Genomic DNA, 15,516 nt, shown 5'->3' on the forward strand with positions numbered 1-15,516 from the left:
TGAGTGCAATAGCCACGTGGCTGTTGTAAGACTCAAAATGGACGCGGATATTTTTTATGTGTGCACAACATCGATACTGTATGCAAGACCCGTCACTGGAAATGACGGATAGAATGCTGCTGGAACAGATTCAGCCAGGCAGTCGCGTACTCGACCTGGGTTGCGGCGATGGTCGCCTGCTGGCCCGGTTGCGCGAAGAACGCGGGGCTTCGGTACTGGGCATTGAAATCGATATCACACAACATCACGCCGCGATCGCCCGCGGTGTTCCCGTGATTCAGGCCGACCTGGATGAAGGCTTACAGGACATTCCCGATGGCTCCTTCGATTACGTGGTCCTGAGCCAGACACTGCAACAGGTGTTGCACCCGAAACAGCTGCTGGAAGAAATGGTCCGTGTTGCAAAGCGGGCACTGGTTGTCGTTCCCAATTTTGGAAACTGGCGGATTCGACTCCAGGTTTTAAAACAGGGACGTGCCCCGGTGACCGAGGTCTTACCCTATGAATGGTATAACACACCCAACCTGCACCTGATGTCGATGCACGATTTTCAGGACCTGATGCGGCTGCTGGGAATCGAAATTCTCCAGGAAATCCCGATTATTAACCATCGTGCCGTCGAACGCGCCTGGCTGGCGAACCTGCGTGCCCAGCATGTGCTCTATGTTCTGCAACGACAATGCGAACCTCATCCGGTCTCCCAAAGTAAAAACAACGCGGAGAGCGAACTGGAATCTCTCAAACCTGGTTCGCGATAACCTGAAAAACAATCTGCAGCGTTTCAACATATTTTGAAACAGCCTGCACAGTGAAACATCATTGATTTCTGTGTTTCCCGGCAAGTTCACCCTGGAATTCCCCCACAAAAAATCCTGCCTGTGGTGCCTTAATTCCTGTTTCCATAAATGGAATTTCCCGATATACTGCCTCACCTTCAGGTCAGGACTGACATACTCTCACCTTCGTCATCAGGAACACATCAATGACGTAAAGTGATATACAATAAGCGTTTGAAACAAGACAGCGACCCAGTTTATTGAAGAGAAAGAGGGAAAGGACTCCCGATGCGTATCATTGCAATCATGAATCAAAAAGGGGGCGTCGGCAAAACGACGTCAAGCGTGAACATGGCTGCCGGGCTGGCAATGCAAGGCAAAAAAGTCTGCCTGGTTGACCTCGATCCGCAGGGCCATGCTTCGTTACATCTGGGCATTGAACCGATGGGAAATGTTCCCACGGCCTATGATGTCTTTTCAGGATTCAAAACCCTGGCGGAAACCCGCCAACTGGTCGCTAAAAATTTATGGGTCGTTCCCGCGACACTCGATCTTGCGGCCACTGAACTGGAACTGGTTGACGCCGAGAACCGGGAAATCGTTCTGCGCGAGGCCATCAAGAAAATGGCGGAAACGGAACCCTTTGATTACCTGATCATGGACTGCCCCCCTTCTCTGGGTGTGTTGACGGTCAACGCATTGACGGCGGCCACCGAGGTCATCATTCCGCTGCAACCTCACTTTTTTGCGCTGCAGGGTTTATCCAAGCTGTTGGAAACGACGGCTCTGGTACGGCGTCGCTTGAATCGCAATTTGAAAATTTCCGGCGTCGTATTATGTCTCTATGAAACGGGAACTCGATTGGCAGCCGACGTCACCGACGACTTGTGTGCCTTTTTGGGCGAAAGCGATCCAGAGGCTCCCTGGGCTGATGCCAAAGTCTTCCAGAGTCGAATCCGACGGAACATCAAACTGGCAGAAGCCCCCAGCTACGGGCAATCTGTGTTTGACTATTCCAGTTCGTGTCCGGGCGCCAAAGACTACGCCGGTCTGGTTGAGGAAATCATCGCTGGAGAGCAGGCAGAAGAGTCCCCTCTGCAACAGGCAGCCTGATTACTCAGACGCCGGCTTCTGTTTTTCTTCCAACTTCGCCTTGGCTTCTTTCCACAGTGGATCATAAACCTCTTTATCAAACGGAGGACATCCTGTCGGGTACTGTCCGAGTGGATGGTCCTTCGTGCGCATCAGGTTGGTGCAATAAGAAAACGTACGGCAGACAGTTTTCCGCTTGAGTTTCCCTTCTTCCTTCAGCATTTTGGCAAACTCCGGTTGCGACAATGTAGCGCGCCCCATGCCGACAATAGAGATTTTTCCCTGTTCAACGTTCGCGGCAGCGGCGTGCATCGCAAAATCCTGAAGCCAGCTGTAACCACTGCCCACGACCGGTATTTCGGGAACAGCAGCTTGGATCTGTGAGGCAATCCGGAAGTGCCGTGCGACGCCGATCAGGGGATGCTCGGGCGCGTGATAACCATCGGTCGGCGGAAACTCGGCAGGACGCACAATATGCGGATTGGCATACGGATTTCCGTTCGAAATATTGATCATGCCGACACCCCACTCTTTGAGAAGTTTGGCCACTTCCAGTGGTTCGGTCAAATCTTCTTTTAAATGGTCGTTCGGATCAGTACCAAAGGCCGTCTGTAACGGCAACTCATGAGGACAGGGGGCTCCTACAAAGTCATCGCCCAAGCCTTGATAGGGAATCCCGTCGTAGCCGTTCATACGGGTGCCGATCACCAGACTCGGGCACTCTTCTCGAATGCGTTTGACCAAATTCCGAACCAGACGCGTCCGGTTTTCCAATGAGCCGCCATACTCGCCCGGACGATTTTTCGCTGCCAGTAATTCTGAAAGCAGATAACGATGACACTGTTTGATATCTACAAACCCGACTCCGATTGACTCGGCCAGTTTTGCAGAGGTTACATACTGATCTTCGATGCGTTTTAAATCGTCATCTGTGAGAACCGGATAGCTGTCATCGATGGGACGGCCCGTCGATTTATCAATCGTTCGCGGATCAAGCACCTGATCCCGCGTCACGACCAGCGGCTTTTCAAAACTGAAACGGCCCGAGTGCGTCAGTTGCAGACCAATGACCAGTCCGTCGTCAGAACCAAAGGCTTCTTTGTGTGCGTCGCGACAACCGCCGAGCATGGTTTCTAAAGCAGACGCCGTTTTGTCGTTGATCATCAACTGCCGCGGGTTCATTCGTGCTTCCGGGCCGATAGCCGTCGCTTCTCCCCAGATTAACGAAGCGCCACCTGCACCAAAGCGTTGATAGCGGCGGTAGGTCAATTCATCAGGAAAGCCGTCGGTGGTGCCGTCACAGCCTTCCATCGGCTGAATGCCTAGACGACTTTTGGCTACCAGATGTCCGATTTGAATCGGTTGATACAGCACATCAAAGTTATCCGAGACTTGAATCGGGCAGCCTAGACGTTCTGAATCGGCGACGACATCTGCGGGAGTTTTATATTTATAAAATTTTGCCATGGTTGATGACTCGATGTATGCAAAATGAATGACAGTGAGGGTAATGAGGGTCTGACTTCCCCGAGTTTACTCAAACTCGAAGTGAATTACCATTCTGCGGAAAAAAGCGATCTTTGCCGGTTTTTGAGTGCGTTTTCTAACCAGGAGCCGTCAATTGTTTTCCGTTATCTCGAGCCGATAGGCCTAATAGAAAGGGGACGGCGGTCTCTGCCCATTCTTCTGCCGTCGGGTAGTGTGCGGCTTGTGAACCAAAACAGCTTTGCAGCAATTCGGTATTAATAATCCCCGGATTCAAAGGGATCGCCGCCATGCCACGTGGCAGTTCTTGCGCCAGTGCCTGCGTCAAACCTTCGATGGCCCATTTCGTCGCACAATAAGAGGCGACTTCTGCGGACGTCGAACGCCCCCAACCGGAACTGAAATTCACAACCACGCCCGTCTGCTGCTCTAGCATGACAGGCAGAAAATGGCGAATGGTGTTGGCGGTACCTTTGATATTCACATCGATAATGGAATCAAAGTCTTCCGCAGGTACTTCCCACAGCGGCGCGTTCTCGTTGATCTGCGCCGCATTATTCAGCAGCAAATCCGGCGGCCCAAACTGGTCTATCGCACTAGACGCCCAGTCTTGAACAGAGCGGTCATCAGCAATATCGACCACCGAAAACTGATGCGCTGCACCATACTGTTTTGACAGTGCTGCGATCTTTTCTGCTGACCGACCACAGCCGATCACGGTGTGACCGGCTTCAATGAAGCCAGCGGACATGGCGCGCCCCAATCCCTGGGTCGCGCCCGTCACGACGATTACTTTCGACATGCGTTTTCCTGCAATAGACTTTGAATTTTACTTTTCAGCGGCTTTGGTAGCAGCGGCTGCCTTTGCATCTTCCCGTTTGGAAAGTTCCGGATTCACGGGAACTGCAGAGGGTGCATCGCCGCGGATCCATTTGATGGCTCCGATGACTGATTTTTGAAAGGCAGGATTGGCCCAGGTTTGCGGGTTGTGTCCCAGGTTATTCACAAAGACCTTGCCGTTTCCCCACTCTTTCGCCCAGGCAACGGGAACCTGGTAAGGACGTTTGGGATTGCATTTTTCCATATTCAGGCTCATTAGCACATGCACTTTTTCCGGCTGCCAGTTCTTGTACTGATAAATTTCGTCTTTGATCTGAAATTCTTTGCCGAACGATTTCATCGCCGGGTGATCGGTATTATGCACAGTGATCGTCACCTTATTACCGGAAGTCCAGGGGTGCCCGTTGAACGAACCACCGACCATATCCCAATAGGGCTCGTACGATTTATAAGTATCGGTGGCGGAGTGGAAACCGATGAAACCATGCCCTTTCTGTTTGAGCCAGTCATTCAGAAAATATTGCATATCTGCTTCTTTGATCGGCAGCATTCCGGTCGTGTAGAACATTACGATGTCATAGTTTTTCAGATTCTCTTTCGTGAAGTCCGCGGCTGCATCCTGAGTACAGTCGACCGAGAACAGGCCGGACTGTTTGCCCAGTTGGACCATGGCGATTTCGGCAGGTGCCAACTCGGTCTTATCCTTCCGCTTTACCGAGCCGTGTGTATAACCTTTACTCTGGGTCAGCATCAACACCCTGGTTTTTCCTGATTCGGCCTGGGAATAGGAGGGGGTCAGCAACAGGGTACATGCCAGCAGGCAGAAAGACATCAATAATCGAAATTGCATGGTGATCGCTCCACGGTTTGTTAATAGGAAGACTCAAGACTTCAGTCTGCCCATTTTAAAGTGAACAGGCAGTCTAATGCAAAGCAAAACGCCTAATCGGTCAGTTTCTGCACGCGGATATTGCGAAACTCGACAGCGTCTCCTTCGGACTGAATGCCGAAGAAACCTGACTTGAGTTCACTCGGCTTACTGGAAGCGATGGGGGTTCCATTCAAAACCGAAGTCAGCGCACCATCTTTACAAACGACTTCGATGGCGTTCCACTCGCCGATCGGGCGTCTGGCAGATTCGCGGGCCGCCTGATTGTCGGTCACTTCCAGGGTGATTTCTTTGCTGTTGGATTTGATGTGAGCCATCTCCTCAAATTTACCCTGCACTTCCAGACACTTAGGCCAGATTCGATTTTCGCCGGTGATGAAAAACAGAAAGCCGGTGTTGGGGTTCTCATTTTTCTCAGCTGATTCCGGAAAACGATACTCCAACCGTACGGTGCAGTTCCCCAGACTTTCCAGCGAGTGCAGATAGCCCCGTGGCTGGCCCGTGCAGGAGATCACACCATTTTTTTCCGTCCAGGTCGGTTCCTGGACCGGCTCTTTTGATTTTCCCTGAAACTCTTTAAAGTCTTTCAGGCTCAGAAGCGTAAAACCATCTTCGACTTCGAATAACGATTCTAACGTTTTTTCAGGCAAATCGATGGCAGGAACCTCATTGAGTGCTTCCTCTTTTTGTTTTTCAGTCGGTGCGGAATCACTACAACTTGTCAGAAAACAAACCGAGGTCATTAGTAACAAAAATGCATGCAGAGATTTCATCAAATATTTTCTTTCAGGAAAGTCAAAGTTAAATCGGTGATTGCAAGGAAACATGTTCTGATCTTGTTTCCCTATCATATCGATTCCAGATGGCGCACTGAAGCCTGCTGTCCCGTGTTCTGTGCAGGACACCTATAATCGATATATCTTTCTGCTCTCCCCTCAAATATCTGAAATCCGTAAACAATACATGAGGGAAACACTGCAAACTTTACGATACAAGTACTGTTCCCTCCTTAAACTGATTCGCTTCACAGGGACAATGATTGAATCCTTCATCACTGAATCATTCCCTCCCTGTGCTCAGAGTGATCAGTTGCTGAATTCGGATTACCACCGAGAAAGAAATGGGCCAGCATGCAACAGTTAATGATTTCCCCTCAGCAGTGTCAATCCAAGACAACCAGACCATCGGCCACAGGTCTGGGCCATGCTGATTCAGCTGAAACGGAAGATACCTCTCAGAACCTGAGCATCTCGGTTCTGGAGTGGTTGAATGCCGAACTGCGTAAAGAGGTTGAAAAGCAGGAAATTGTCGAACTGCAAGCAAACGACAAAATGATTGATCGTTTGCAGCACATGCTGACGTCCAAAGCGACCGGCATCACAATCATGGTGGCAGGCCTGTTTTTGATGTGATGTAGCCCCACTCATTGGCAATCTGAGGTCGGGATCATGTAGTTGATTCTGCTATGAAACAGGATCCGTTCGTAGCAGAATCAGTCGCCAATGAGTGCCTGGCCATTGAATCGAGTTCACGCCTGGGGTGACACTCTGATTTTATGGCACGTGTTTGTGAAGATCAGACAATTCCGGAACCAAAGGTATCACCGCCTCGTAAACGAGACTCACTCTCATTCGATGATACTTTGTCTGATTCGGGCTGTTCTGCTGCCGTATGATGCGGCGGACTCGATTCCTGAGAACTCTCGGCAGAGTCTATTCGGAATACCTGATTATTTTTGCGGATGTGGATTGATTCAGAACCCGCTGTTTCGGCAGGGGCCTTTGTTTCTTCGGAATCTTCCTCATAGGAAGGACTCAGGCGGGCATAATCCTCTTCACCAAAGTCGTCATAGCGACAGATATAGCCATCCTGCTTTGCGGAGATGGTTTCATCCTGATAGGCTTTGAGGACTTCCTGCTGAATCAATTCACGGCATTCCGAATTGATCGGATGGGCGATATCGGCATAGAGTCGGGCGCGTCCCGCGTCATCCTTATCCGCCCGGTTTTCATCGAGTCGCACACCACACTGATTACAAAACGAGGCCCGCAGGTGGTTTTTGGTGTGACATTTCGGGCAGCGATCCATTAGTTTGCGACTGGGCATCGCCACAAAGGCGCCTTTGGCCCCCTGAATAATTTTCAAATCTCGAATGACAAACGAAACATCGAAAGTAATCGAGCAAAAAGCAAGTAATCTTTCATGCGGATCATTCATCAACTTGATGCGTACTTCACTGATATCCATGGCCTCACTCCATTTGTGCCAAATTTTGAATTGCTCATCTATAGCCGGTTCTGGACGACAAATATGTGCCCTTTGATTGTGGAACGTAATCGTGCCGCAATCTGAGATGCCTGAGCCCGGTTCTGGCAGATACCGAAATAGGCAGTCCCACTACCACTCATCATATGCCCCAAAACAGATTGTTTTGAGAAGTAATCTTTTAAAATTAATATGTCCGAATTCAGTGTTTCCGCAGGAGCCTGAAGATCATTCAACATGAGGCTGGATAATGAATGAAATTGACCAGAAGCCAGATCGCCTGCGAGTTGCGCTACCTGATTTTCCGAATGGCTTCCCACTCGACAGTGCCGATAAACGTCAGCAGTCGATAGTCCCGAACAGGGACGGACAACTACAAAATGGAGACAATGGGGAATTGAAACAGGTTTTATCAGTTCACCTCTTCCCCGGCAGATGGCACTGGTGCTTTCTGTCAGAAAGAAGGGAATATCACTTCCCAGTTCCGCCGCCAATTCACGTAGTTCATGAAGCGACAATCCCAATTGCCAAAGTTTATTGACAGCAAACAAGGCTGCAGCTGCATCACTTGACCCCCCGCCTAATCCAGCCTGGGAAGGAATTCGTTTTGTTAACTGAATTCGAATTCCTTGTTGTTTACCCGACTTTACCTGAAGCAACCTGATTGCGCGAACTACCAGATTTTCTTCTCCGGTCGGGGTCGACTCCTGGACTGTAAGTTGTTGGGGCTGAAGAGAATTTGCTTCGACAACACGCAACTCAACTTCTGATGAAGGTTCCTCCGTGAAAACTAAAGTGTCGTATATTCCCACCGACAGCATTAACGACGTAATATCGTGAAAGCCGTCGGATCGCTTATGATCGATGCTTAAGAACAAATTTAATTTTGCAGGAGTATGAACGGTAATGGAGCGCGAATTGGAGTAAGAAAAGAGCATCCGTCACATTTCCATAATTCCTACCAAAACGAATTCAGTGTCGTTTTATTGAACAGGTCCTCACTGATGAGTGAGAGATTAGAGCGATTTGACCTGATTAAGATTCGATTGCTATACGACGTAACAATATAAAAGACTATTGCTACAGCAAGTATCCTATCTGTTAAACCAAAAAACGTCAACATCTTTTCCGAGATGCGGGGATTTCCCCCTTTATTTCAAAGCGTTTTTTGAAGTTCTGTTTCGGAACGGCTCACTCGTCAGTCATCGATTTAAGCAGTTGTTTGAACGCTTTGGTTTGCACCTGCTTCTGGTTTGTGAAGCGAATCCGCGCCAGCTCTTTGCCTTTGGAATCGGTTTTGATTTCGCGATCGCTTCCCAGGTCGGCGATCTTGCCCAGCGTGAGTTGCCCCGACGAAGATTGCAGTGTCAGATCGACGCCTTCGCGGCGTTTGGTATGAATCGTCAGAAACGACTTCTTTTTTCCCGCACGCGTAAAATTCACCAGCGATTTGCTGTCCCATTGAATGTCCGCATCGGGGTAAGTCTGCTCCACCAGATCAAACAGAGACTCCAATAGCGCCGCATCCCAGACAACCCGTTTGTTATTCGGGAACCCTTTCCGCGACAAGTGCCATTTCTTCTTCAGGACTTTCCAGGGCATGATCTCTTCGGGCTTGATTTCATCGCGTTGAATCAAGCCGAGATACGATTCGCACGCCGTCTCCAGGAATTCCATAAACGCGGGTGTGCTGATTTCTTCCTCCCAGTGAACTGTCAGACTGACTTCCTGCCAGGGGCCTTTCAGATTTTTAACTCGCACCCGGTTTGAACGTCCATAGATGGGAAGCTCGTCCAGATCATCCAGAGACTTCAGCGCCAACTCTTCCCGCAATTCATCCTGTTTAAAGGTATTTCGTTTGACGCGGAAATTGAGCCGGAGAAGCCACTCATCCCCGGTATTCGCATGCAGGAACCACCCCTGTTTTTTGACCGGTCCGTTCACTTCCACAATACTGCGATGATTCCAGTTGATCTCACCAAAGCCCTCTTTGTTCTCCACAAAGTCGATCACCGCTTCCAGCGCCCCGCCTTCCCACTGACAGGCCGCTCCCGAAAGGGAAACATGGTCCTGCGTATGCCAGCGTCTCCCCTCTTTCTGCCACGGCATCTGTGCGTCGCGGCCGATTTGCTTCAGGTCAAGGTCGCCTGCCTGCTTTTCTCCGAGTGACTGTGCGTCGAAGACTTCGCGTTCCTCGCGATCACCGGAGGCAAGAATCGGCTTGAGAATTTCACCCGTATAAGATCGGAGCAGCGGCGGCTGTTTAGATTTGCTTGATCGTGCTTTGCCTTTTTGTTTCTGAAAGCGGTCAGCATGTTCCACCAGTTTTTCCGGCGTTCCTGCAGCGATGATCCGTCCGCCACCAATGCCCGCTTCCGGTCCGACATCCACCAGCCAGTCGGCTGTTTTGATCACGTCCAGATTGTGCTCAATCACGATCACGGTATTGCCCAGTTCGACCAGACTGTTGAGTACCTTGAGCAGTTTGGCAATGTCATCAAAATGCAGGCCGGTCGTCGGTTCATCCAGTAGATACAGTGTTTTTCCGGTACTTGGTCGTGCCAGTTCCGCCGCCAGTTTCACGCGTTGCGATTCGCCCCCCGATAACGTCGGCGCGGATTGTCCCAGCGTCAGGTAATCCAGACCAATCGCACACAGGGTTTCCATGGTGCGCCTGATCGCAGGAATGTTATTAAACAGCTCTGCCACTTCGCCAATCGACATCTCCAGCACATCAGCGATCGATTTCCCTTTATATTTGACCGACAGCGTTTCCTGGTTATAGCGTTTGCCGTTACAGGTTTCACAGGTCACCCAGACATCGGGCAGAAAGTGCATTTCGATACAGCGTTGACCGTTGCCTTCACAGTCTTCACAGCGTCCGCCCGAACGGTTGAAACTGAAACGCCCCGGTTGATAGCCGCGCACTTTGGAATCAGGGAGTCGAGAAAAGAGTTCGCGAATCTGATCAAACACGCCGGTATAGGTGGCAGGATTCGAAGCGGGCGTATTCCCCAGCGGCCTTTGATCGACAATGATCGCTTTATTGATCTGCTCAAGCCCCAGCAGATCATCAAACGGGCCGGGTGCTACTTTGGAACGGTGCAGCTTTTTGGTGACGGCCCGTGCCAGTGTCTCTTCGATCAGCGAACTTTTTCCCGAACCACTCACACCCGTAATACAGACAAATGCCCCCAATGGAATGGAGAGATCGACCGACTGCAGATTGTGCTGGCGAGCTCCTTTCAATTCCAGCCAGTGACCGGTGGGAGAAACCGCAACGTCGGTCTTGCCCTGTTTTTCATAAATCACGCGGCGTTCCTGAGGCAGCGGGATCGTCAACTGATCTGACAGATATTGCCCCGTGAGTGATTTCTTTTTGCGTTGTAACTGCTTGGGCGAACCTTTGCCGACAATCGTACCGCCAAACCGTCCTGCCCCCGGACCAAAATCGTACAGACAGTCCGAAGCTTCCAAAACTTCCCGATCATGCTCGACCATCACAATCGTGTTGCCGATATCGCGCAGTTTTTTGAGCGTGTTGATCAACCGTGTGTTGTCGCGCGGATGCAGGCCGATCGTCGGTTCATCCAGCACATACAATACGCCGGTCAGGGAACGTCCCACCTGCCCTGCCAGTCGAATCCGCTGGCTCTCTCCCCCCGAAAGCGTCGGCAACGGGCGACTGAGAGTTAAATATTCCAGCCCGACATCAACCAGAAACTCCAGTCGGCTCGTGGCTTCTTTGATCAGATCGCCGGCGATCTGCTTTTGCCGTTTATCGAGCTTTGCGGTTTTTATAAACGCAAGCGCATCGCTTAAAGGAAGATCACAAAACTGTCCAATGGTCTTACCCTGGAACCGCACGGCGGCGGCATCAGTTCGCAGACGGCTGCCGTGACATACAGAACAGGGTACTTCCCCCGTCATCTCATGCAGACGGCTGCGAAACGCAAACGAGAGCCGCGACGCTTCTTCAATTGCCGGATAGAGTCCCTTATATTGAAATTGAATTCTGCCGGAGTCATCTAGTGGAATCCAGCGATCTTCATCGCCGTAGAGCACGACGCGTTGCTGTTTCACGCTGAGCTGATTAAAGGGGACGTCCAGCGGAATCCGAAACTGTTTTGCCAGCGCAACCAGCGTTTTGTTGAACTCAGGATTCGTCCGTGGATCGGGCCAGGCGGCGACGGCGGCGTCCTCTAGACTGCGATTCGGATCGGGAATCAATTCGGATAAATTCGTACCCAGTTCAGTTCCCAGGCCTTCACAATATTCACACCACCCCAGCGGACTGTTGAAGGAATAATTGTGCGGGGTTAACTCTTCAAAGCTCTGGCCACACTGTTCACAGAAGTAAAACAGGCTGAACGTTTCGAAATCCCATTCTTCTTCGGGAATCGTCTCATCACAATAGCAGGTATACATCAGCCCTTCGCCGAGCGCCAAGGCGGATTCTACTGAGTCGGCAATGCGCGAACGATTCTTGGCGGCGACGGTAATCCGGTCGAGCACGACTTCCACTTCATGCCGACGACGGCGGTCGATTTCCGGGACCTCTTCCAGACGGTACGTCGTGCCATCGATGCGTACCCGCAGGAAGCCTTGTGACTTCAGTTTTTCCCAAAGCGTCTCATAGGCCTGACCGACGTTGATCTCGACGGGCGCCAAGATCAAGAGCTTGGTTCCCGCTTCCATCGCCAAAATGCGTTCAATGACTTCATCGGTGGTCTGCGTTTCCACGGGCACATCGCAGTCCGGGCAATACATGGTTCCCAGGCGGGCATAGAGCACGCGCAGGTAATCATAAATTTCGGTCACGGTGCCGACGGTCGAACGGGGTGAATGGCCGGTTGTTTTCTGTTCAATGGCGATCGCTGGCGAGAGGCCGTGAATGTGCTCGAACTTCGGTTTGGGCATCTGGCCGAGAAACTGGCGGGCGTAAGCTGACAGCGATTCCACATAGCGACGCTGCCCTTCGGCGTAGAGCGTATCCATCGCCAGCGAACTTTTGCCGCTGCCACTAGGGCCACAGAAGACATTCATCTGATTACGGGGAATCTGCAAATCCAGGTTCTGCAGGTTGTGCTGGCCGGCACCGCGGATCGTGATCTCTTTGCTGTCCCCTTTGGGTTTGCCATTCCGTTTTTGATTCGCTGACTGCCAGCGCAGGTGCGGGTTGTTGAGAGTCAGCGCTTTTATTTTTTTCTTGCGTTTCGTCGATTTGGAAGGCACAAGATCGGTCTGTTCTTTCAACGCCAGGCCAGTGTAGGAGTGCGAACAGGCGGCGACTTCTTCGGGCGTCCCTTCAACCAGAATCGTCCCCCCCCCTTCTCCGCCCTCGGGGCCAAGATCAATCACCCAGTCGGCCGTCTTGATTACATCGAGATGGTGCTCGACCACCAAGACCGTGTTTCCGGCATCGACCAGATGATGCAGCACTTTTAACAGTAATTTGACATCGGCAAAGTGCAGCCCGGTTGTTGGTTCGTCTAAAAGATAAAAGGTGCTGCCGGTCGAACGTTTACCCAGCTCGCGTGCCAGCTTGACCCGTTGTGCTTCACCGCCGGACAGTGTGGGGGAAGGCTGCCCTAATTTAAGATAGTCCAACCCGACATTGTGCAGCGATTCCAGCAGCTTCAGAATTTTGGGAACGTTCTGAAAATGTTCAATCGCCTGCTGAATATCCATCTCCAGAACTTCGGCGATATTGGCGCCCTTGTAGCGAATCTCCAACGTCTCATGATGAAAACGACGCCCTTCACAAACCGGACAGGGAACCCAGACATCAGCCAGAAAATCCATCTCCAGCTTATTCGCACCGTGTCCTTCACAGGCTTCACAGCGTCCGCCGGCAACATTGAAACTGAACCGCCCGGCTTTGTAACCGCGGGCACGGGCATCGGGTAGTTTGGCATACAGATCACGAATGAGATCGAAGACCTTCACATACGTCGCCGGGTTCGATCGCGGCGTCCGACCGATGGGAGACTGATCGATGTCAATCGCTTTGTCGATGAATTCCAGGCCGGTCACTTTCTGATGATCGCCAGGATTGCCTTTTCCTTTGTTGACACTTTTATTGAGGACAGGCCAGAGAATATCGTTCACGAGTGAACTCTTACCGGAACCACTCACACCAGTCACGCAGATAAAACCTTTGGTTGGAATCGAAGCGCTGATATTTTTCAGGTTATGGTGTTTGGCACCCTTGATTGTAATCGATTCTTTTTTGACAAGACGACGACGTGTTTCCGGGATTTCGATTTTTTCTTTACCGGACAGGAACTGGGCCGTCACACTCTCTTTCGCTTTGAGAACTTTCTGATAGGTGCCTTCCGCGACAATGTGCCCGCCACGGATACCGGGGCCGGGACCGAAGTCGACGATATGGTCAGCGGCGCGCATGGTCTCTTCATCGTGCTCGACGACGATGACCGTATTTCCCTGATCACGCAGATCGCAAAGACTTTCCAGCAGCATCGTATTGTCGCGGGGGTGCAGGCCGATCGAGGGTTCGTCCAAAATATACACAACGCCCACCAGACCGCAGCCAATCTGCCCGGCCAGTCGAATCCGCTGACTTTCACCGCCGGACAGCGTGGGCGCGGTGCGGTCGAGCGTCAGATAATTCAGACCACATCTCAAGAGAAACCCGAGTCGCCCGCGAATCTCTTTCAAGACCTCATCAGCAATCAGCAATCCGGTCTCGTCCAGTTCCAATGATTCGAAGAAGGTGGCGGCTTCTTCAATGCTGAAGGCACAGACTTCCGGCAGAGTTTTAGCAGATGGTTTTTGACTGCCATTGGAGGAATAACTGGTCGAAGTAATGTGAACGTGGCGGGCCTGTGTGTTCAGTCGCGTTCCGTGACAACTGGAACATTGGACAAAGTCCATATACTTTTCGAGCTGTCTCCGACGCATGGGATTGCTGGTTTTACGGTAACTTTCCAGCAGTTCCTCAATGTAGCCTTCCCAGGTACCGCCATGCTTCCAGACGCCGCCGGAATGCCGCCAGCTGAACGTAATATTGCGTTCGCCGGTTCCATACAGAAACTGATGCTGGGCGGCTTCGGGCAATTCATTCCAGGGCGTTTTCAGAAAGCTGTCTTCGGGAAGTTTGAGATTCTTTTCGATGGAGCGAGCCACTCCATTGTAGATGTGCCGTCGCCATTTTCCGACTTTGCTCAACGGGCCCAAGAGCTCGAAGGCCCCTTTTTGAATTGACAGCGATTCTTTTTTCAGTAAGGAGTCGAGCGGAAAATCGTACCGCATACCGAGGCCGTTACATTCATTACACATTCCCAACGGACTGTTGAAACTGAAGAGCTGCGGCGTGGGCGGTTCATAACTGATGCCACAATCGGCACAGGCATAGCGTGAACTGAAGATTTTGTCTTGTAGCGTCTCTGCATTTTCCTTGTCAGGATGTTTCGCCGAAAGTTCCTGTGCGACGATCAGCGTTCCATTGCCCTGTTTCAACGCCAGCTCTACCGACTCTGCCAACCGCGCGCGGCTGACTTTGCCTGCCACCAATCGGTCGATGACGACTTCAATTGTGTGACGCATCTGACGATCCAGTTGAAGCTGATCGGTCAATTGTACAATGCGACCATCGACGCGTGCTCTAAGAAATCCCTGTTTGGAAAGGTCCTCGAACAGATCTTTGTATTCGCCTTTCTGTTGCTGAATGAGCGGTGCCAGAATTGAAAAGCGGGTTTTCTCGGGCAGCAGCGAAATCGAATCGATAATCCGTTCGCTGCTCTGAGAGCTGATCGGTTTGCCGCAGTTTTCACACGATCCCAGTCCGACGCGCGCAAACAAAACGCGCAAGTAATCGTAAATTTCCGTAATCGTGCCCACGGTACTACGCGGATTGCGGCCGCTCATTTTCTGCTGGATGGAAATGGAAGGAGCGAGGCCGGAGATGGCATCGACTTCCGGTTTCGGCATCTGCCCCAGAAACTGCCGCGCGTAACTGGAGAGCGACTCGACGTAACGTCGTTGCCCTTCGGCGTAGAGCGTATCAAACGCGAGCGAGCTTTTGCCGGAGCCACTGACTCCGGTCATGACGATCAGTCGATTGCGGGGAAGTTGAACACTGACGTTTTGCAGATTGTGCTCGCGAGCACCGGTAATAATGATATCTGTTTGTGACATAGACCGCGT

General features: G+C 51.4%; 10 protein-coding genes. 3 read left to right on the plus strand and 7 right to left on the minus strand.

Annotated features, from left to right (window positions below; genetic code table 11):
* The first annotated feature begins 80 nt into the window (after nucleotides 1-80).
* Together metW and Enr17x_RS22530 are read left to right on the plus strand one after the other, a co-directional pair.
* The gene (gene metW, locus Enr17x_RS22525) at nucleotides 81-758 is read left to right on the plus strand and encodes a methionine biosynthesis protein MetW (protein ID WP_232100819.1); all 678 of its coding nucleotides are present in this window, start codon (nucleotides 81-83) and stop codon (nucleotides 756-758) included.
* A 306-nt stretch (nucleotides 759-1,064) separates the two neighbouring features.
* Nucleotides 1,065-1,889 (plus strand): ParA family protein, encoded by an 825-nt coding sequence (locus tag Enr17x_RS22530; protein WP_145311940.1) that lies wholly within the window; start codon nucleotides 1,065-1,067, stop codon nucleotides 1,887-1,889.
* Here the strand turns inward: Enr17x_RS22530 and Enr17x_RS22535 are convergent, their stop codons facing one another.
* From Enr17x_RS22535 to Enr17x_RS22550, 4 genes are all read right to left on the minus strand, one after another.
* Nucleotides 1,890-3,335, minus strand: a complete 1,446-nt coding sequence (locus Enr17x_RS22535; RefSeq protein WP_145311941.1) for an oxidoreductase — start codon at nucleotides 3,333-3,335, stop codon at nucleotides 1,890-1,892.
* Nucleotides 3,336-3,471: 136 nt separating this feature from the next.
* Nucleotides 3,472-4,155, minus strand: a complete 684-nt coding sequence (locus tag Enr17x_RS22540) for an SDR family oxidoreductase (protein WP_145311942.1) — start codon at nucleotides 4,153-4,155, stop codon at nucleotides 3,472-3,474.
* Between the two features lie 27 nt (nucleotides 4,156-4,182).
* Entirely contained in the window at nucleotides 4,183-5,043 is an 861-nt protein-coding gene (locus Enr17x_RS22545) for a ThuA domain-containing protein (protein ID WP_145311943.1), read from the minus strand.
* Between the two features lie 92 nt (nucleotides 5,044-5,135).
* The gene (locus Enr17x_RS22550; protein WP_198000748.1) at nucleotides 5,136-5,855 is read right to left on the minus strand and encodes a 3-keto-disaccharide hydrolase; all 720 of its coding nucleotides are present in this window, start codon (nucleotides 5,853-5,855) and stop codon (nucleotides 5,136-5,138) included.
* Between the two features lie 357 nt (nucleotides 5,856-6,212).
* Here Enr17x_RS22550 and Enr17x_RS22555 point away from each other — a divergent pair, with 357 nt between their 5' ends.
* A complete protein-coding gene (locus Enr17x_RS22555) occupies nucleotides 6,213-6,494 on the plus strand; it encodes a hypothetical protein (RefSeq protein ID WP_145311945.1) in 282 nt (93 codons plus the stop codon).
* A 163-nt stretch (nucleotides 6,495-6,657) separates the two neighbouring features.
* Here the strand turns inward: Enr17x_RS22555 and Enr17x_RS22560 are convergent, their stop codons facing one another.
* The 3 genes from Enr17x_RS22560 to uvrA all read right to left on the minus strand — a co-directional run bounded on the left by Enr17x_RS22560 (nucleotide 6,658) and on the right by uvrA (nucleotide 15,507).
* A complete protein-coding gene (locus Enr17x_RS22560) occupies nucleotides 6,658-7,329 on the minus strand; it encodes a SpoVG family protein (protein ID WP_145311946.1) in 672 nt (223 codons plus the stop codon).
* Nucleotides 7,330-7,367: 38 nt separating this feature from the next.
* Nucleotides 7,368-8,285 (minus strand): 4-(cytidine 5'-diphospho)-2-C-methyl-D-erythritol kinase, encoded by a 918-nt coding sequence (ispE, locus tag Enr17x_RS22565; RefSeq protein WP_145311947.1) that lies wholly within the window; start codon nucleotides 8,283-8,285, stop codon nucleotides 7,368-7,370.
* A gap of 253 nt (nucleotides 8,286-8,538) precedes the next feature.
* Nucleotides 8,539-15,507 carry an excinuclease ABC subunit UvrA gene (gene uvrA, locus Enr17x_RS22570; protein ID WP_145311948.1) on the minus strand — a complete coding sequence of 2,323 codons (6,969 nt, stop codon included), beginning with the start codon at nucleotides 15,505-15,507 and terminating at the stop codon, nucleotides 8,539-8,541.
* Nucleotides 15,508-15,516 lie beyond the last annotated feature (9 nt).

Source organism: Gimesia fumaroli (genome assembly GCF_007754425.1).
In the GTDB taxonomy this organism is placed as follows: Bacteria; Planctomycetota; Planctomycetia; order Planctomycetales; family Planctomycetaceae; genus Gimesia; species Gimesia fumaroli.